This is a genomic window from Bradyrhizobium japonicum USDA 6, assembly GCF_000284375.1.
GTDB lineage: Bacteria > Pseudomonadota > Alphaproteobacteria > Rhizobiales > Xanthobacteraceae > Bradyrhizobium > Bradyrhizobium japonicum.
This window is the reverse complement of sequence record NC_017249.1, coordinates 5775768-5793611: the sequence shown is the minus strand read 5'-3', so window position 1 is coordinate 5793611 and position 17844 is coordinate 5775768. Positions and strand designations below refer to the sequence as shown.

The window sequence follows — 17844 nt, the reverse complement described above, 5'->3', positions numbered from 1 at the left end:
AATGACGCCAATCTACCAGCCCGGCGCCCCGGCGAAAAGCGGTGCGACATTCTGTGCGGGGCAATCGCATGGCAGCGTTACAGGCCGTCATGGGCATCCACCCCGGGCCACGCACGCACGCCGGAATGACGAGGGATGGATCGGTGTTTACTTCCACACCCGCGCCAGCGTCAGCGCCAGACACCCCAGCGCAGTGCTGATCAGTCCCACCATCGCGTAGGACTGCGCGAACACGCCGGTCTGGATGAAGACCTGGCAGGCGATGGCGATGCAGATTGCGGCCAGCAGCAGGCCGGCGCAGCCGACGATGATCGACAGATAGCGTATCGCGGTTGCGGCGGGCCTTGCGGATGATGCGGGATCGTTCATGCGGGGTTACAACGGCGCGGCCGACGGCGGGTTGATCCGCCGCGGCGTGCGCGCAAGGCCATCAGTCGCGGGCGCAGCAGTCGACCAGTGCGCGCCAGATGCGCTGGACTTCGATGGTCCGCTGCAGCTCAAGGACGTGGTTCTCGCTTGCAGGAGAGGATTTTTCCTCCAGTCGTGGTTCACGCGGTGCGATCCAGCGCTCGGATATCGGATCGTACCATTTGCCGAGATCGACCAAGTTCGTGTCTCCTCTCTTCGATCCCCCTGGTCCTGACTATCCCATGCGCCTGTTCGTGGTGTTCTGGGTGATGTTGCCGTGCTCGGCCTGCTCGCGAATGTTCTGCTTCTCGTCGTCGCGATGGCCCCTGGTGGTGTCGAGCGGAATTGAAGGCGCGCTGCCGGGACCCTTGTGGCTCTGGTTCTCCTCGGGAACAGGCGTGACCGTTTTCGTCAGCGGCTTCGTCATGGGCTTTGACTCCGTCGTTGCCTCACGAGATGCCAACGCGCGGGACATTCGCGGCGTTCCAACTGGCGGTCTGCTATGATCGGTGCGGAGGCGCGGGAAGGGCTGTCAGCGAAACCGCCGTGTCACCATTGCAAGCACGAAGACAGGCTCGCTTCCGTCAAACACGCTGAGCGTCCAGCTGTCGCCGGGGCGCAGCGCATGCTCGACATCGCGGGAGAGGCGGACAGCTTCGCGCCAGGCGGCATCGTCGTCGAGGAGCGCTTCACCGGTCGTGTCGGTGTGAGGTTGCTGGCCCTCGAAATGAAAGAAGTACCGCGCCATGTCGGGCAATGCGGGCCGCGCCAATATGTTCCGGCTGCGCGGATCGTTCTAGCCCGCCGCGCGTCCCAGCACTTCGCGAAAGTGCTTCTTCACCGCGCCGTTGCAGGTGCAGGCGCTTGTCTCGAGTGCCGGCGCATCGAGAATCAGGATGGCACCGCGGCGGGTCGCGAGGATGCGCCTGGCCTTGAAGGTCTGGATGACACGGCTGGCATAGCTGCGGGAGACGCCGAGCATGCCGGCGAGCTGCTCATGGGTGAGGCGGATTTCGTCGCTGCCGATATGCTCCCGGGCCGCGATGATCCATTTCGCCGCGCGTTGCTCGATCGAATGCGCCGCGTTGCAGGCCGCTGTCTGGAGCAGCTGTGCGAACTGGCAGGCTGCGTAGCGCGAAAAGATCTCATGCATGCCGGGCGATCGCTGCTGCGCCTGCTCGAGCGCGCGCAGCGGCAGGCGAACCAGCGTGCCGCCGACCTTCACGACGACGCGGGAAAAGGCCAGCGACGGGCTGCGGCCTGCGGAAAGACCGACCCCGCCCTCGCGGCCCACCAGGAGACTTTCGACCTCGCGGTCATCCTCAACCGGCACCGCGAACGACACGAACGCAGGGCCGCAGGGGAAGTGGACGACGGAGATGCCGTCGCCGGCGTGATGCAGAACGTGGTTGGCGGCGACCTCGACCGATTGCAGGTGCGGCGCGAGCAGCTCGAAATCCTCGGCGCTGAGCCTTCGCAGCAGATCGTTCCTGGGCCGGCCGGTCACGCTTCTTGTCTCTGGGCTCTTCGTTGGCCGGGAATCGGCGTCTCTGGGAAAAACCCTACGTTTCCGCGCAGGAACCGACAGTTCCAAAGTGAACACAAGTGTTTGCGGGAAACCGAAAAGTTCGCGGCAGCGAGGCGTCGCGCCGTCCGGCGTTGCCCGCAGGACACGCTGCGAACTTTGTTCTCATCCGGAGAACTACGGAATTTCCAAATGAGCCAGCGCTTGTGGGGCGCCGCGGGCTCTTATCCGAGACGGATCTGGCGTTCGGCCAGGAGACGGCCTTGGGCCACCTGCTTGCGGTAGGCACCGATCGCCTTGTTGGCGAGCATCAACTGCCGCCGCTCACCGGTCCTGAGCTGCGCTTCGATGGCATCCAGAATGGTGTTCGCGGTCTCGTCCGGAGGTCCGAGCTCGCCGCTCTGCTCCAGGAAGCTCCAGGCGATGAAGAATGCGCTTTCGACAGTGCAACGAATGGACATGCGCTGCCAACGCGGTGTGGCCGCAGCCGTTCCGCGCGGCGACGTGCCTTCAGCGCGCGCAGGTTTGGCGCTACTTCAGCGAGGTGCTGATCGAGCCGAACTTCAACTCAATGTCGAGCCGAGATTGTTGACCACGGCGATGATCGCGAGCGCGATGCCGGCTGCGATCAGGCCGTACTCGATCGCAGTGGCGCCGGTTTCATCGGCCAGGAAGCGGCGGATGGTCTGCATGGCCTCACCAGAATTCCAAAGAGAAAGCTGGCGAGGACTCTAGTTCGCGACGTGCCGGTTCCCCTATTTGGAACCGGGCCTTGCGTCAATTCCGGGTTAATTCGGCGGAGGAAAACGCGGCGGCGAGACCTCGTCCCGCCGCCAAGCCTGTCCAGATTTTCCTGCGCGTCAGTTTTTCAGCACGATGCGGCCGACGACCTTGCCGGCGCGCAACTCGTCGATCCATTTCTGGACGTCGCCCATCGGCTCCTCGCGCATCGGCGTCGGCTTGATCTTGCCGGCGCGGGCGAGCGCCATCAGTTCCTGGGCCTCGGTGAGCGTGCCGACCATGAAGCCTTCGATGGTCATGCGCTTGTAGACCCATTGCACCATCGGCAGCGTGAACTGGCCGCCCATCAGGCCGGACACCACGATCTTGCCGCCGCGGGCGGCGACGGCCACCGCAAACGCCATCGACTTCTCGTTGCCGGCGAAGTCGACCACCTCGTCGAAACCGCCCTCGGTCTCTTTCAGGATGCGCTTGATCACGTCGGGCTCGGCCGGATCGTAGGCGCCGGCTGCGCCGTTCTTCAGCGCGCTCTCACGCGCGGCCGGCGAGAGATCGGCGACCGTGATCGGCTGCTTGAACATGGCCTGCGCAAACGACAGGCCCATCATGCCGACGCCGCCCAGCCCGATCAGCAGCAGATTGCGCTGGCGCGGGCGGTCGACCAGGCGCTTGAGCGCGCCATAGGCGGTCACGCCGGAGCACATCAGGGTGGCGGCCTGGTTGACGGGCAGGGGATCGTAGTCGAGCAGGTACTTCGCGTCGGGCACCAGCACGTGGGTGGCAAATCCGCCGTCGATGGAGACGCCGAGGAAGCGCTGCTTCGCGCAAAGGTTCTCGTCACCATTGGCGCAGTCGCGGCACTGGCCGCAGCCGATCCATGGAAACACCGCCTTCTTCGCTCCGACAAGGTTCGCCGGCACGTCAGGGCCGACTTCGTCGACCACGCCCGCGATCTCGTGGCCGAGCGTGAACGGCAGAGTCATGCCGCGCGTGGTGTCGAGCTTCTTGCCGCCGCCGAGATCGGCATAGCCGTCCTGGATGTGCAGGTCGGAATGGCAGAGGCCGCAGCGCTCGATGCGTACCAGCACCTCGGCGCCCTTCGGCTTCGGCGTGTCGACGATGGTCTCGCACAAGGGCGCATCGAACTTGACCAGGGACTGCCGACGCATCAACGCCATATTCCTTCCTCCGAAATTCCTGTTATCCAGCTTGCTTTCGTATATCCGCCAATTCACGTGCCATGGCAACAAAGCCTGATATCGGAATGGTCTCGGCACGGCGCGTCGCATCGACACCTGCGGCCGCGGCAAGGCGAGCGGGATCCGCTTGAAGTGATTTCAGGCTTTGCCGCAGCATTTTTCGGCGCTGCCCGAAAGCGGCGGCTGCGACCTGTTCGAGCAGCTTGCGATCGCAAGGCAGCGGCTCTGCGCGCGGCACCAGCCGCACGACGGAGGAGGTGACCTTCGGCGGCGGCACGAAGGCGGAGGGCGAAATGTCGAACAGGATCTTCGTCTCGCAGCGCCAGTTGGCGAGCACGCCGAGGCGGCCATAGGCCTCCTCGTCCTCGCGTGCCACGATCCGCTCGCCGACCTCGCGCTGGAACATCAGGACCATCATGTCGTACCAGGGCGGCCAGGGGGCGGTCGTGAGCCAGCCGATCAGCAGCTGGGTCGCGATGTTGTAAGGCAGGTTCGCGACGATCTTTGCTCTTTCGCCATTGAGCAGCGGACGCGGGTCGAAGGTCATGGCATCGCCATGCACGATCTCGAGCCTATCAGGGTAACGCGCGGAAATATCCTGCAAGGCAGGGATCGCGCGCTCGTCATGCTCGATCGCGATGACGCGTTTGGCGCCGAGCGCGAGCAACGCGCGGGTCAACCCGCCCGGGCCGGGGCCGATCTCGACGATGGTGGAGTCCTCGAGCGGCGCGGCCGCACGCGCAATGCGCGCGGTGAGATTGAGGTCGAGCAGGAAGTTCTGCCCCAGCGATTTGCGTGCCGACAGCGCGTGCTGGCGAATGACCTCGCGAAGCGGCGGGAGGTCGTCGATCGCGCTCATCAGCTTTGTGCAGCCGCCATGCGGCTTGCGAGCTTGAGCGCAGCGATCAGGCTTGCCGGATTGGCCTTGGCCGTGCCGGCGATGTCGAAGGCGGTGCCGTGATCGGGCGAGGTGCGGATGAAGGGCAGGCCGAGCGTGACATTGACCGCGTCGTCGAAGGCGACCGTCTTGATCGGGATCAGCGCCTGGTCGTGGTACATGCAGACGGCGCAGTCATAGGTCGCGCGCGCCGCCTCGTGGAACATGGTGTCGGCGGGCAGCGGGCCCCTGGCCTCGATGCCGTCCTTGCGCAGAACTTTGAGCGCCGGCGCAATCACGGTCTGCTCCTCGTGGCCGAGCGAGCCGTCCTCTCCGGCATGCGGATTGAGGCCGGAGATCGCGATGCGCGGCCTTTCGACGCCGAAGCGGGATTTCAGCTCGGTCGCGACGATGCGCACGGTCGAGACAATCAGCTCGCTGGTGAGCTGGGCCAGCGCATCGCGCAAGGAGACGTGGATGGTCACGGGCACCACGGCGAGCCGCGGCGACCACAGCATCATCACCGGCTGCGGCACGCGGCCGTTCTCCGCGGCAAGCTCGGCGAGGTATTCGGTGTGGCCGGGATGGCGGAAGCCTGAGCGGTAGAGCACGCTCTTGGCAATCGGGTTGGTGACGACGGCGCTGGCGCGGCCTTCACGGACATCGGTGACCGCCCGCCGGATCGACGCGAGCGCGGCCGGCGCGCTCGCGTCATCGGGCTTGCCGGGCTCGGCTGTCGCACTCTCGCCCGTTGCGACGACGGGAAGGGCCTCGGAGAAGGCGGCTGCGGCCTCGCCGGCGCCTACCGAGGCAATCCGGATGTCGGCGCCGAGGGCCTTGGCGCGGCGGGCGACGAAGGCCTCGTCGCCGAGCAGATAGAAGGCGGGCAGGTTCAGTTCGCGGCGTCTGAGCCAGGCTGCGATCGTGATGTCGGGGCCGATGCCGGCGGGCTCTCCCAGGGTCAGGGCGAGAGGCTTCGAAGGCTTGATGGAAGGTTCTACGGCGAAGTTGGCCATCAGCGGTTGCGATATTCGATCATCGCCGCTTTCCGGAGATCATCGAGATAGGCCTTCTGGGTCTTCTCGTATTTCTCCGAATACATCTTCTCGCGGACCTCGCGCTTTTTCGGCGTGTCGATCGTGGTCGGCTTGCGCGAGCACAGCACGACCATCTCGATCCCCGCCTTGGTGACCTCCGGCGCGGTCATGTGGCCGATCTGGGTGTCGTCGAGCACCTTGCGAAGCGCCTCGGGCAGGTCCGCGGTGGTCTTGGTAACGGTGTCGCGGATGGTGGCGTTCGGCGTCGAGCGGAACAGCGAATTGGCTTCCTCGCAGCTTCCGACGCGCGAGCGATAGCTCTCGGCTTCCTTCTGCCGCGTCTCCAGGAACGCCTGGGACGAGCCGCGCGGCACGATCAGCACGATCGGCTGCATCTTGTATTCGGTGCCCTCGATCTGGAGCTTGTCGCCGGTCTGGGCCTGCACGGCCTGCGCGACGTCGCGCTCGCCGACCATCAGCTTCTCCTTGAAGCGGCCGCGCACGAGGCTGGTCCAGACCATTTCGGACTTCATGCGGCCCTTCAATGTCTCGGGACGGACGCCCTTGACCTCGAGCGACTTGGTGAGCTGCTCCGGCGAGATGCGCATGCGCTGCGCCATGGCCTCGTAGGACTGGTTGATGTCGGAGATGCCGGGGTCGACGCCGTACTTCTTGCCTTCCTTGAGCTTCACCTTGTCGTCGATCAGCGAGTTGATGACATCCTGCCGGCTCGGGGTCTTCTGTGTCGTCAGCTGGTCGAGCTTGGAGCGCTGCTCGATGTCGAAATCGGTGATCGGATCGCCGTTGACCATCACGACGATGTTCTGCGCGCGCGACGGCGCGGGCAGGCCGGTCAGGACGAGCCCGGCACCGATGGCGAGGAGGAGGCGAAAAACAGGCAATTGGGTCGTCATGATTATCGCTCGCATGTCAGCCGGGATGAGCTCGCGATCGGGAGAGCCCGGCCGTCATTTCAGACGGTTCATTGGTAGCCGGCGGACGAGCTGGACCCGGTCGAGGTCGCCAGCGTGCGCAGGCCGATCTGGAACATGAACGCGTGGTTCAGCACGGGCGGCGCCGTGCCCGCAGAGTAACTATACGAAGTTACATAGTTCACGCCGAGCACGAAGCAATCGTCGACATAGCCCGCGCCGAGCACATACTGGTTGAGCTTGTTGGCTTCGAGGTCCCAGCGCGCCGAGCCGGTCACCACCCAATTGGCCGCGACCTTGACCGAGCCCGAGGTCAGGATGCCCTCGCGGCGCGTCAGATAGCCTAGTTCCGGCTGCGCGGCGTAATTGCCGTACATCATGCTGACCGACCAGCGATTGAAGTTGGCGCGGCCTTCCGCCTCGAAGCGCTGCACGTTCCAGGTCTGCTCGTCCATGCGGGAGCGGACGCTGAACGTGTACGTGCTGTTGGGCGAGTAGCTGGCGCCCGCCACGTAATCCGAGCGCGGCTTGTCGAGGCCGGAATCGAGGCCCGTGTTGATGGTGTCCTGGACCGTGTAGGAGTTCAGGCCGAACAGCTGGTAGGACTGGCCGAACAGCACCTTGACGGCGCCGCCCTTGTCGAACTGGGTGGTGGACTGCACGCCGACATTGGCGCGGCCGCCGCCCTCGACGCGGTCGTAACCGGAGAACTTGTCGACGCTGAACAGGTTCGAGGTGTCGAACACCATGCTCTGGGCGTCCTCGTTCGGGAACCTGCCGGCGTAGGTCTCGTTCGGCCGGATGATGACCTGCGCGATCGGCTCGATGGTGGTCGAGCCCCAGGGCTGAACGTTGATGAAGGGATAGCGGTATTCGAGGCCGACGGTCGGCATCAGGCGGAACGCCTGGGTGTCGCCGACCGGCAGGTAATTCGACACGCCCGGCTGGTTGGAGATCGAGGCGTTGACCGCATCGGCGCGGAGGATGGCGAACGGCGTCCAGATCTCGCCGAACGGGTCGGTGTAGGACTTGCGCCACTGCGCTTCCGCCGTGAGGCGGGTGTAGGTGCCGGGGACGCCGCGCAGCAGGCACTGCGACGGCGTCCGCGCGAGCGGGTCGGCCGACGTCGTCGTGCACAGGCTGTTGGTGTTGGCGAGCGTGGTGATCGGATCGAACACCGCGGTGTCACGCGACAGGTTCGTGAAGTTGGTCTTGTAGCTGAACTCGCCGCCGAACACCGGATAGTTGAGCACGTTTGAATAGTCGATCACGGGATAGACGATCGGCACCTGGCTCTGGTTGCCCGAGTAGCTCAGCCAGTACATCGTCCGCGCATCGAAGAAGCTGCGATTGCCGACGCCGGTCAGATAGAGCTGCGACAATGCGTCGGTCGGCAGATACAGGAACGAGCCCAGCGGATCGCGGTATTGCGACAAGCGGTAGTCCGAGAAGAAGTAGTAGTCGGACATGACGACGCCGTCCCAGCCCCAGACCCACTTGTCGTTCAGCGCGAACTGACCCTTGGTGTCGACGGCGCCGCGGAACTGGCGGTCGCCGGGCTGGCCGGCAAGTGCGCCGGGGTCGAGTTGGTCGATGCCGTAGACTCGGATCTGGTAGGCGCCGTCCATCAGGCGCTGGCGGTACTCGGCCTGGAACAGCACGCCCTGCCTGGAGGTGATGCGCGGGCTGAAGGTCATGTCCATGTCGGGCGCGATCGCCCAGTAGAACGGAACTTCGACGCCGTAGCCGAACGGCGTGTTCGACGTGAAGCCCGGCATCAGGAAGCCGGTCTTGCGCTTCACGGTCGGGTCGGGCGTCGAGAAATAGGGCATGTAGGCGAGCGGCACGCCGAAGAATTCGAGCTGTGCCGTCTCGAAATACAGCATCTTCTCCTGCTGGTCGTGGATGATGCGCGCACCCTTGACCTGCCACAGCGGCGGCTTCTTCGGATCGTCCTTGCACGGCGCGCAGGCCGTGTAGACGCCGTTCTCGAACACCGTGTAATTGCCGCTGGAGCGGTCGGCGCGGCTCGCGGCCATGCGGGTCTGGTCAGCGGTGTCCACGCGCAGCGAATCGACGAAACCGTCGCGGTAGTCGTCGGAGAGATCCAGGATCTCGGCATAGGTGATCTTGCCGTCGGCATCCGTCATGCGGACGTTGCCTTCGGCATGCAGCCGCTTGGTCTTCTGGTCGTAGATGACTTTGTCGGCCTCGACGCTGGTGCCGTTGTAGAACAGCTGGACGTTACCGACCGCGGAGACGCGCGAATTGTTGTAGTCGTAGTCGACCTCGGTCGCCTGAACCAGCATCTGGTTGTCGTTGGCGACCCTCGGCGGCTTCGGGCGCGGCGGCAGAGGATTGTAGGTGAAGCTCTGAGCGGAGGCCGGCGTCACGGCGGCAGTGTCAATCAGCCCGCCGAGCGACGCCACGGCGGCGACAGCCAGCAGGAGCCTGCGAATGGACAAGCCGCATCCGTTCGCGCGCACCACGGTACGCCGCGTCAAACCAGACACGAGCCCTCGATGGACGGCAGTCACTAACCGTCCTCCTGATACAACAAGGCCAAAAAGCCGGTGAGGCCGCCCACCACCACGGGCAACCACGCCGCAGCGATCGGATGCATCAACTCAGCCTTGCTCAAGTCTTCAGTCACTTTCGACAAAACGTAGAGCAGAAAGCCTGCGCCCACGCCACTCAAAACCATCTTCTGCACGCCGCCCATCCGGAAGAAACGCAACGACACGGAAGCCGCCAGCATCACCATGGCGGCCAGCAAAAACGGCTGTGCCAGGAGCTTGTGATACTGGAGTCGATAGCCGGCTGTCGCGAAGCCCGAGCTCTCGGACGAGCGGATGTAGCTCGGTAGTTGCCAAAAGGACACAGTCTCGGGTGTGGAAAAGCTGTTGCGGATCTGTGCTTCGGTCAGCGTCGTCGGAATCTCCAGCGTCGCCTGGTCGATCGGCGGCGAATCCAGCGAGAAGCGGCGCACCGATTTGAACAGCCAGTGACCGGACTCCAGCGCCGCCTCGCGCGCCTCGACCCGCTCCTTGAAATGCCAGTCCGTATCGAATCGGAACAGGGTCAGGCCGGTCAGCCGGACGCCCTGCTGCTCGCTGCGCGCCGCGTTGATGATGACCTGGCCGTCATTGGTGACCTGGTTGAGCCAGAAGCCGGAGGCGTCCTGGATGCCGCCGCCGGGGGCCGAGCCGAACAGCTCGGCTTCCATGCGCTTGGACAGCTCGCGTAGGTTCGCCGACATCGGATTGTAGGCGACGGTGGCGATCACCCCGATCAGGAGTGCGCTGCCGAGGGCCGGCGAGATGAATTGCCATGCGGAGATGCCGGCGGCGCGCGCGACCACGAGCTCGAGCCGGCGGGAGAGGGCGAGATAGCAGGTCATCGCGCCGATCAGCATGCAGAACGGCGTCAGCTTCTCGAGCAATTGCGGGACCCGGAACAGCGAGGTTTCGGCCACCATGATCGCGGAGGCGGATGCGAGCCCTGAGGTCTTGCGCACCATCTCGATGTAGTCGACCAGCACCAGCAGCAGGAAGATGCTCGCGAACACGCCGAGCGCCGCGACGACGAAGCGTCCGGCGAAATAGCGCCCGAGTGTGTTGGTGAGCATGCTCATGCGGCGGCCGGCCGTCCGAACAGCCGCGCGATGCGCGCGTTCGACCTGTTGATGGCCTCCATGAGGCGGGGCGGCGGCTCGACCACGATGCCGCCGATGATCATCCACAGCCCGACGCCGATGGCGCCCAGGACCATCGCGTATTGGAACAGCACCGGGCCCGGCGACTTCACCGCCATCACTGAGCAGGCGAATCCCGCCATGCGCAGCCCGAACACGGCCATCACGGAGCCGCCGATCGAGAAGTTGCGGCTCTGGCGCGTGGTGCGCGGCGCGCCGAGGAAGGCGAAGGTCAGCACGGCAAAGGCGAAGGGATAGATCGGCGCCAGCAGGCTGTCGTGCAGAGCCGAGCGGAACTGGCCGGGAATCTGCTTGTAGACCGGATCGTCCTCGGACGGGGAGAACAGCTCCCAGAGATAGCGCTCGCGGATGCCGAGGGTGACGTCGTGACCCTGGCCCGAGAATTTCGACATGTCGAAGCCGTAGCGGCCGAACGCCACCAGCGCGGGATCGCGCTTGCCGGCCTCGAAGCGCTGGAGATTGCCGTCCTTGAGCACCAGGAACGAGCCGTTGTCGTTCTTCACGACCTCGCCATGCTCGGCGACGATCGAGACGCGCTCGTTGGGATCGCGGCGATCGTCGATGAAGATTCCGGCGAGGATGCCGCCGGGCTGCCGTTCGCGGATCCGGATCGTCAGGTTCTTGTCGAGCTGGGCGAAGCGGCCGGGCTGGAGGATGTTGGTGAGCACGTCGGCGGTGATCTCGGCGTCCCACTGCTTGATCCGCCGCATGCCGTCGGGGGCGAGATAGGCCGCGATGAAGGCGACCAGCAGCGCCACGACGCAGGTGGCGTAGAAGAACGGATAGAACAGCCGGAACGGCGAGAAGCCGGCGGCATTCATCACGATGATCTCGGAATCGGTCGCGAGCTTGTTCAGCGTGTGCGAGATCGCGATCATCAGCGCGATCGGTGAGATGATCAGGACCAGCGCCGGCACGACGAGGCTGGTGATGCCGAGGAAGGTCAGGATGGTCTGACCCTGGCTCGTCATCAGGTCGATGCCGCGCAACGCCTGCGTAATCCAGATCACGCCGGTGAGGCTGACCAGGACCAGCGCAAACGACGCTAGCGTCGTGCGGAAGATATACCTATCGATTGACCCCATGCGCTACCGCACGAATCCCCACCAGCGCCCCAATGCAGGCCGGAAGTCCGGCTGCCCAACCAATCCCCGATCAGGGGATCCCCAAGGTCGGCCAACCACCTCTTCCACCGGCTTACTCTCTCTCTACCATCCCTTTGATCCGTCAACAAAATGGCTGCCCCGTGGCGCCGTCAATATATGGTTAATATTTCCCTCGTTGTGGCCCGGCGGCCACGGGGGTGCTTGGCAGCTGCCGGGCCGGTGGCCCATAGTGGGGAAAGTCCAGTGAATCGTCGTTCAGCTCCGGCCCGAGGCCGGGTCCGCCGAGCGGCGAAAAGCCCGATGTTTTGAAGGAGTTACCCATGTCCGATGCCATCAAGGTCGGCTTTGTCCCGTTGTCTGCTGCCGCCCGTGGCATCCTGGTCGTGTTCTGCGATGACACTTTGAAGCTCGGCCCGGCGACGGCCAAGGCGCTCGGCGGTGCCGCTGAGCTGGTCAAGCGGGCGGCCTCCGCCGCCGGCTTCAAGGGCAAAAGCGGCGCCGCGCTGGACATCCTGGCGCCGGAGGGGGTGAAGGCCACCCGCCTGGTCGTGATCGGCGCCGGCAAGGCGGCGAGCCTGAAGGCGAACGACTTCCTCAAATTCGGCGGCGTGGCGGCGAGCAAGCTTTCGGCCGCGGCCACTGCCATGACCATCATCGCGGAACTGCCCAATGGCGCCATGACCAGCGAGCAGGCGGTTGCGATCGCCTCGGGCCTGCGGCTGCGCGCCTACAAGTTCGATCGCTACAAGACGAAGAAGAAAGACGGCGAGGAGGGCGGCTTGCGCGCCGACGTCTCGCTTGCGGTCGGCGATGCGACCGCGGCGAAGAAGGCGTTTGCCTCGGCCGGCCATGTCGTCGACGGCGTGATCATCGCGCGCGACCTCGTCAACGAGCCGCCGAACGTGCTTTTCCCCGAGGAGTTCGCGCGCCGCGCGGGCCTGCTCCGCAAGCTCGGCGTCAAGGTCGAGGTGCTCGACGTCAAGGCGATGGACAAGCTCGGCATGGGCGCGCTGCTCGGTGTCGGCCAGGGCTCGACGCGGCCGAGCCGCACCGTGATCATGCGCTGGGACGGCGGCAAGAAGGGCGAGGCACCGGTCGCCTTCGTCGGCAAGGGCGTCTGCTTCGACACCGGCGGCATTTCGATCAAGCCGGCCGGCAGCATGGAGGACATGAAGGGCGACATGGGCGGGGCCGCCTGCGTCGTCGGCCTGATGCACGCGCTCGCCGCGCGCAAGGCCAAGGCCAACGTGGTCGGCGCCATCGGCCTCGTCGAGAACATGCCCGACGGCAATGCGCAGCGGCCGGGCGACATCGTCACCTCGATGTCGGGCCAGACCATCGAGATCATCAACACCGACGCCGAAGGCCGCCTCGTGCTGGCCGACGTGCTCTGGTACGTCGCGAAAAAGACCAAGCCGAAATTCATGGTGGATCTGGCGACGCTGACCGGCGCGATCATGGTCGCGCTCGGCACCGAGCATGCCGGCATGTTCTCCAACAATGACGAGCTCGCCGACCGTCTGCTCGCGGCCGGCATCGAGAGCGGGGAGAAGGTCTGGCGCATGCCGCTCGGCCCCGAATACGACAAGCTGATCGATTCCCAGTTCGCCGACATGAAGAACACCGGCGGCCGCCATGGCGGCTCGATCACCGCGGCGCAGTTCCTGCAACGCTTCGTCGACGGCACGCCGTGGGCGCATCTCGACATCGCCGGCACCGCGATGGGGGCGCCGAAGACCGACATCAACCAGAGCTGGGGAAGCGGCTATGGTGTCCGTTTGCTCGACCGTCTGGTCGCCGACCATTACGAGCGCAAATGATCTGAGATGACCGAAGTCCTTTTCTACCATCTGCAAAACATGACGGTGGAGAACGTGTTGCCGCCGCTTCTCGAGAAATCGCTCGAGCGCGGCTGGCGCGTCGTGGTGCAGTCGACCTCGCCGGAGCGCGCCGATGCGCTCGACGCGCATCTATGGACCTATCGCGACGATTCCTTCCTGCCGCACGCGACATGGCGCGTGAACGATGCCGCCGATCAGCCGATCGTGCTGGCGATCGAAGAGGACAATCCCAACGGCGCCAATGTCCGCTTCCTGGTCGACAACGCCGCGCTGCCGCAGGACGCGCAGGGCTATGAGCGCATGGTGCTGCTGTTCAACGGTGACGATCCGGACGCGCTGGCGTTTGCCCGGAGCGCCTGGACGGATTGCAAGGCGCGGGGATTTGATGTCACCTATTGGCAGGCCGACGAACGGGGCCGTTGGCAGCGCCGGAATTAGCGGTCGTTTACAATTAATGATAATTTGCACTTTTCGGGCGATGCTGGCTTTTGTCACCTTCGTGCCGCAAAGTGATGTTGGGACAATCGCTTAGGGCCGGTCCTTCATGCGGGGAATTTAGTTTATCGTGCGACATCAAAAGCTTCCCAGCTCGCTCATAGTTGCGTTGGCTGCCGTAGCACCGCTGCTCGCGGGCTGCTCGGGGACCGATCTGTTGTCCAAGGATGCCCAGTGGTTCAACACGCCGAGCCGCCTGTTCATCAAGAGCATCTCAATCGAATCGCCGCCGTTGACCCCCGACAAGCCCGTGACGGCCGAGGATCTGGTTAGCGCCGACGGCGCCTGTCCCGGCATGACGCCGCCCCCCGGGCCGGCTGACGCCAATGCTTCGACGACGGCGCCGGCGCCCATGGGCGGCACGGTCGCGCTCGGTCACACCGAATGCGACGTGGTGCGCGGTATCGGCGCGCCCTCGACCGTCAATCTCTCCAGCGATGCCGTCGGCCGGCGCGTTGCCGTGGTGACCTGGAGCTCCGGTCCGCGTGCAGGCATCTACACCTTCACGTCCGGCCGCCTGTCCTCGATCGAGGGCACGCCGGAAGCGCCCGTCATGCCGAAGGCGACCAAGCCGAAGCCGAAGAAGAAGTCGGCGTAGGGCGAACTCTCGCGTTCCCGACGCGCTGCAGCGCGTTCACGCGCGTCTTCGACGCGCCATCAGCGCGTCTACGCGCGTCTTCGACGCGCTATGCGCTGCTGCGCAGAGCCGGGACACAATCTCTCTCGATCCAGTCTCTCTCGATCATGAGCCCCGGCTCAGCGGCGCACCACTATCGTGCTGCGCTGTGTCCGGGGCACGAGAGCAACGATCGAATTCGCCATCTCATCAAACTTGCGCGTCGTCGCTTCGAGCTGTGGCTTCTGCGCGCGCATCAATGTGTTGGCGGGACTCGCGCGCTTCTTCGAAAGTCACGCTGCCGTTACACGTGATCGGCAATTCGTGATCTGAGAGCCTTTGCATCCGCTGTCGAAATCACCCCGGAGGAAAACTGGAGGAAATCTCCAGAATAATCACGCGCGTCTAAAGCAGCGCTTCAAGAATGACATCCGCAGCACTGCTACGCATCGAGGGGAGGGGCTAGATCGATCGAAGGAATATTTGGATGTCTACTACCTCTGTTTTCTCCCCGGTTACGGGCCAGCTCACCATTTTCGGCGACAGCACCAATAACGGCGTCGTGATCAGCCGCGACAAGTCGGGCCGCATTCTCATCAATAACGGGCAGGTGAAGACGATCGGTGGCGACCCCACTGTGGCCAACACCAATGAGATCGACGTCTTCGGTCAGGGCGGCGACGACACGATCACCGTCAACGAATCCAACGGCCCGATGCCCGCGGTGCACATTTTCGGCGGCGACGGCAATGACAGGATCACGGGCGGCTCGGGTGCCGATTTGCTGTTTGGGCAGGCCGGCAACGATACGATCAAGGGCGGCGGCGGCAACGATCTGCTGTTCGGCGGCGCGGGCAACGACACGCTGGACGGCGGCAGTGGCGACAACCAGTTGTTCGGCGAAGCCGGCGACGACCTCATGATCTGGAATCCGGGGGGCGGCACCAACCTGTTCGAGGGCGGTGACGGCAACGACACCGCGCAGGTCAACGGAAGCAATGACCCGGAGACGTTCACGATCACGGCGAACGGCACGCGCGTGCGATTCGACGGGACGGGCGCCGCGCCCTTTTCACTCGACATCGGCACGACGGAGAATCTCGTGCTGCACGGCGGCGGCGGCGACGACGTCATCACCGCAAGCAATGGACTCGCTAGCCTGATCTCGCTGACGCTCGACGGCGGCGCCGGCAACGACAGGATCACCGGCGGCGACGGCAACGATCTCCTGATCGGCGGCAGCGGCGACGACATCGTCAATGGCGGACGCGGCAACGACGTTGCACAACTAGGAACGGGCGACGACACCTTCATCTGGAATCCCGGCGACGGCAGCGACACGGTCGAAGGCGGATCGGGCAACGACAAGCTGCTGTTCAACGGAGCCAACATCAACGAGACCATCAACATCTCGGCCAATGGCGGCCGGGTGCGCTTCACCCGCGACGTCGCCAACATCACGATGGACCTCAACAGCATCGAGCAGATCGAATTCGATGCACGCGGCGGCGCCGACAACATCACCGTCGGCGATCTCACCGGCACCGGCGTCAAGCAGGTTCTGGTCGATCTCGGAGCCGTTCCCGGCGGCACGCAAGGCGACGGTGCGGCCGACACGGTGACGGTCAGCGGTACCAACGCTGGCCAGCACATCGAGGTCGCGTCCGACGGGACGACCGTGACGGTGACGGGCCTGCCTGAGGTCGTGACGATCGCCAATGCAGAGGCTGCCAACGACCGGCTGGTGATCCAGGCGCTCGGCGGCAACGACGTCATCGATGCATCGCTACTTGCCGCGGCGATTGGGCTGACCATCGATGGCGGCGCGGGCAACGATACCATCACCGGCAGCCAGGGCGCCGACACCCTGATCGGCGGCGACGGAAACGACAAGGTCACCGGCGGCCGCGGCAACGACGTCGCTCTTCTCGGCGCAGGCGACGACATCTTCACGTGGAATCCCGGTGACGGCAGCGACACCGTCGAAGGTGACGCGGGAACGGATACGCTGGTGTTCAACGGCTCCGACGTCGCCGAGAACATGTCGATCTCGGCGAATGGCGGCCGTGCGCTACTCACCCGCGACGTCGGCGCCATCACCATGGATCTCAACGGCGTCGAGCGCGTGCAGATCGCCGCCGCCGGCGGCGCCGACAACATCACCGTCAACGATCTCTCCGGCACCGGCGTCACGCAGGTGGCGATCGATCTCAGTGCCGGCCCCGGCAGCCAGAGTGGTGACGGTGCGGCAGATCGTGTGACCGTGAACGGCACCGCAGGCGATGACAACATCTCGGTCACGACCTCTGGCGCATCGATCGTTGTCAACGGCCTTGCGGCGCAGGTGACCATCGCTCACGCCGACGCAGGTGACGTCCTGACCGTCAACGGCGGAGGCGGTAACGACGTCATCAATGCCTCGTCCATCAAGGCGGGGCAGCCGTTCAGCCTCAACATCAACGGCGGTGACGGCAACGACACCATCACCGGCAGTGCCGGCAACGACATTGTGAACGGCGGCCGTGGCAACGACGTTGCCAATCTCGGCGCTGGCGACGATACCTTCATCTGGAATCCCGGCGACGGCAGCGATGTCGTCGAAGGCGGCAAGGGCACCGATACGCTGCTGTTCAACGGTGCCAACATCAACGAGAACATCAACATCTCGGCCAATGGCGGCCGGGTGCTGTTCACCCGCGATGTCGCCGCCATCGCGATGGACCTGAACGGCGTCGAGCATATCAACTTCAACGCCCTCGGTGGTGCCGACAACATCACGGTCGGCGACCTCTCCGGGACCGGCGTGAATCAGGTCAACCTCGACCTCGGCGCCAATGACGGCGCCGCGGATACGGTGACGATCAACGGAACCAGCGGCAGCGACGTCATCACGGTGACCGAGCACGACGGCATCATCACGGTGTCGGGGCTTGGCCAGGACATCAACATCACCGATGCCGGCGCGGGCGACAGGATCGTGATCAACGGCCTCGATGGCGACGACGTCATCACGGCCTCCGGTCTGCACGGCGGCATCCAGCTCGTCGCCAATGGCGGCAATGGCGATGACGTCCTGATCGGCAGCCCCGGCAACGACACGCTCGCGGGCGGCGCGGGTGACGACGTGCTGATCGGCGGCGGCGGACAGGACGTTCTCGACGGTGGCCCCGGCAACAACGTCGTCATCAACGGGGGTGGGGCGATGGCGGCCGCGATGCTGCTCAACCAGGCCATGGCGGCAAACCTCGTTCCGGCAGGTGACGGTCACGGCGAGATGCCGTTGCCCGATCCGCACGCGGCACAGAGCCAGACCCTCGCACCGCCGCAGCACGCCTGACGCTTGGCTCCGGCC

At 65.0% G+C, this 17844-nt stretch carries 17 protein-coding genes and 1 pseudogene; 4 read left to right on the top strand and 14 right to left on the bottom strand.

Annotated elements, in window-relative coordinates; all coding sequences use genetic code 11:
- Window positions 1–147: 147 nt before the first annotated feature.
- The 14 genes and pseudogenes from BJ6T_RS27465 to lptF form a co-directional block, all read right to left on the bottom strand.
- A complete protein-coding gene (locus tag BJ6T_RS27465) occupies window positions 148–369 on the bottom strand; it encodes a hypothetical protein (RefSeq protein ID WP_014495794.1) in 222 nt (73 codons plus the stop codon).
- A 61-nt stretch (window positions 370–430) separates the two neighbouring features.
- Window positions 431–607, bottom strand: coding sequence for a hypothetical protein (locus BJ6T_RS47495; RefSeq protein ID WP_014495793.1), 177 nt, complete (start codon window positions 605–607; stop codon window positions 431–433).
- 36 nt (window positions 608–643) lie between these two features.
- Window positions 644–835 carry a hypothetical protein gene (locus tag BJ6T_RS27460; RefSeq protein ID WP_014495792.1) on the bottom strand — a complete coding sequence of 64 codons (192 nt, stop codon included), beginning with the start codon at window positions 833–835 and terminating at the stop codon, window positions 644–646.
- A 105-nt stretch (window positions 836–940) separates the two neighbouring features.
- Entirely contained in the window at window positions 941–1156 is a 216-nt protein-coding gene (locus BJ6T_RS27455; protein ID WP_028169584.1) for a DUF6894 family protein, read from the bottom strand.
- Between the two features lie 48 nt (window positions 1157–1204).
- Window positions 1205–1915 carry a Crp/Fnr family transcriptional regulator gene (locus BJ6T_RS27450; protein WP_014495790.1) on the bottom strand — a complete coding sequence of 237 codons (711 nt, stop codon included), beginning with the start codon at window positions 1913–1915 and terminating at the stop codon, window positions 1205–1207.
- Between the two features lie 242 nt (window positions 1916–2157).
- Window positions 2158–2394 carry a hypothetical protein gene (locus BJ6T_RS27445; protein WP_014495789.1) on the bottom strand — a complete coding sequence of 79 codons (237 nt, stop codon included), beginning with the start codon at window positions 2392–2394 and terminating at the stop codon, window positions 2158–2160.
- 70 nt (window positions 2395–2464) lie between these two features.
- Window positions 2465–2625: pseudogene (locus BJ6T_RS27440) on the bottom strand (Flp family type IVb pilin).
- Window positions 2626–2793: 168 nt separating this feature from the next.
- Window positions 2794–3852 carry an alcohol dehydrogenase gene (locus BJ6T_RS27435; RefSeq protein WP_014495787.1) on the bottom strand — a complete coding sequence of 353 codons (1059 nt, stop codon included), beginning with the start codon at window positions 3850–3852 and terminating at the stop codon, window positions 2794–2796.
- Between the two features lie 22 nt (window positions 3853–3874).
- Window positions 3875–4732 carry a 16S rRNA (adenine(1518)-N(6)/adenine(1519)-N(6))-dimethyltransferase RsmA gene (gene rsmA, locus BJ6T_RS27430; protein ID WP_014495786.1) on the bottom strand — a complete coding sequence of 286 codons (858 nt, stop codon included), beginning with the start codon at window positions 4730–4732 and terminating at the stop codon, window positions 3875–3877.
- Window positions 4732–5766: a 4-hydroxythreonine-4-phosphate dehydrogenase PdxA gene (pdxA, locus tag BJ6T_RS27425; protein ID WP_014495785.1), complete on the bottom strand. Its 1035-nt coding sequence runs from the start codon at window positions 5764–5766 to the stop codon at window positions 4732–4734. The genes rsmA and pdxA overlap by 1 nt, the downstream gene beginning before the upstream one ends.
- Complete coding sequence (locus tag BJ6T_RS27420; RefSeq protein WP_014495784.1) at window positions 5766–6701, bottom strand: peptidylprolyl isomerase; 936 nt, start codon at window positions 6699–6701, stop codon at window positions 5766–5768. The genes pdxA and BJ6T_RS27420 overlap by 1 nt, the downstream gene beginning before the upstream one ends.
- Window positions 6702–6769: 68 nt before the next feature.
- On the bottom strand, window positions 6770–9256 hold the full coding sequence (locus BJ6T_RS27415) for an LPS-assembly protein LptD (protein ID WP_014495783.1): 2487 nt from the start codon (window positions 9254–9256) through the stop codon (window positions 6770–6772).
- The gene (lptG, locus tag BJ6T_RS27410) at window positions 9256–10353 is read right to left on the bottom strand and encodes an LPS export ABC transporter permease LptG (RefSeq protein ID WP_014495782.1); all 1098 of its coding nucleotides are present in this window, start codon (window positions 10351–10353) and stop codon (window positions 9256–9258) included. Before lptG ends, BJ6T_RS27415 begins: the two co-directional genes overlap by 1 nt.
- Entirely contained in the window at window positions 10350–11519 is a 1170-nt protein-coding gene (gene lptF, locus BJ6T_RS27405) for an LPS export ABC transporter permease LptF (RefSeq protein ID WP_014495781.1), read from the bottom strand. The genes lptG and lptF overlap by 4 nt, the downstream gene beginning before the upstream one ends.
- Before the next feature lie 341 nt (window positions 11520–11860).
- Here lptF and BJ6T_RS27400 point away from each other — a divergent pair, with 341 nt between their 5' ends.
- The 4 genes from BJ6T_RS27400 (at window position 11861) to BJ6T_RS27385 (ending at window position 17829) form a co-directional block, all read left to right on the top strand.
- Window positions 11861–13360, top strand: coding sequence for a leucyl aminopeptidase (locus tag BJ6T_RS27400; RefSeq protein WP_014495780.1), 1500 nt, complete (start codon window positions 11861–11863; stop codon window positions 13358–13360).
- A gap of 6 nt (window positions 13361–13366) precedes the next feature.
- A complete protein-coding gene (locus tag BJ6T_RS27395; protein WP_014495779.1) occupies window positions 13367–13819 on the top strand; it encodes a DNA polymerase III subunit chi in 453 nt (150 codons plus the stop codon).
- 166 nt (window positions 13820–13985) lie between these two features.
- The gene (locus tag BJ6T_RS27390) at window positions 13986–14474 is read left to right on the top strand and encodes a hypothetical protein (RefSeq protein WP_014495778.1); all 489 of its coding nucleotides are present in this window, start codon (window positions 13986–13988) and stop codon (window positions 14472–14474) included.
- 505 nt (window positions 14475–14979) lie between these two features.
- A complete protein-coding gene (locus BJ6T_RS27385) occupies window positions 14980–17829 on the top strand; it encodes a beta strand repeat-containing protein (protein WP_014495777.1) in 2850 nt (949 codons plus the stop codon).
- Window positions 17830–17844 lie beyond the last annotated feature (15 nt).

What these genes read in the sequence shown, in the direction of transcription:
- BJ6T_RS27465 (WP_014495794.1), bottom strand. Translation starts at nt 369, where the DNA reads ATGAACGATCCCGCATCATCCGCAAGGCCCGCCGCAACCGCGATACGC.
- BJ6T_RS27460 (WP_014495792.1), bottom strand. Translation starts at nt 835, where the DNA reads ATGACGAAGCCGCTGACGAAAACGGTCACGCCTGTTCCCGAGGAGAAC.
- BJ6T_RS27455 (WP_028169584.1), bottom strand. Translation starts at nt 1,156, where the DNA reads ATGGCGCGGTACTTCTTTCATTTCGAGGGCCAGCAACCTCACACCGAC.
- BJ6T_RS27445 (WP_014495789.1), bottom strand. Translation starts at nt 2,394, where the DNA reads ATGTCCATTCGTTGCACTGTCGAAAGCGCATTCTTCATCGCCTGGAGC.
- BJ6T_RS27435 (WP_014495787.1), bottom strand. Translation starts at nt 3,852, where the DNA reads ATGGCGTTGATGCGTCGGCAGTCCCTGGTCAAGTTCGATGCGCCCTTG.
- rsmA (WP_014495786.1), bottom strand. Translation starts at nt 4,732, where the DNA reads ATGAGCGCGATCGACGACCTCCCGCCGCTTCGCGAGGTCATTCGCCAG.
- pdxA (WP_014495785.1), bottom strand. Translation starts at nt 5,766, where the DNA reads ATGGCCAACTTCGCCGTAGAACCTTCCATCAAGCCTTCGAAGCCTCTC.
- BJ6T_RS27420 (WP_014495784.1), bottom strand. Translation starts at nt 6,701, where the DNA reads ATGACGACCCAATTGCCTGTTTTTCGCCTCCTCCTCGCCATCGGTGCC.
- lptG (WP_014495782.1), bottom strand. Translation starts at nt 10,353, where the DNA reads ATGAGCATGCTCACCAACACACTCGGGCGCTATTTCGCCGGACGCTTC.
- lptF (WP_014495781.1), bottom strand. Translation starts at nt 11,519, where the DNA reads ATGGGGTCAATCGATAGGTATATCTTCCGCACGACGCTAGCGTCGTTT.
- BJ6T_RS27400 (WP_014495780.1), top strand. Translation starts at nt 11,861, where the DNA reads ATGTCCGATGCCATCAAGGTCGGCTTTGTCCCGTTGTCTGCTGCCGCC.
- BJ6T_RS27395 (WP_014495779.1), top strand. Translation starts at nt 13,367, where the DNA reads ATGACCGAAGTCCTTTTCTACCATCTGCAAAACATGACGGTGGAGAAC.
- BJ6T_RS27385 (WP_014495777.1), top strand. Translation starts at nt 14,980, where the DNA reads ATGTCTACTACCTCTGTTTTCTCCCCGGTTACGGGCCAGCTCACCATT.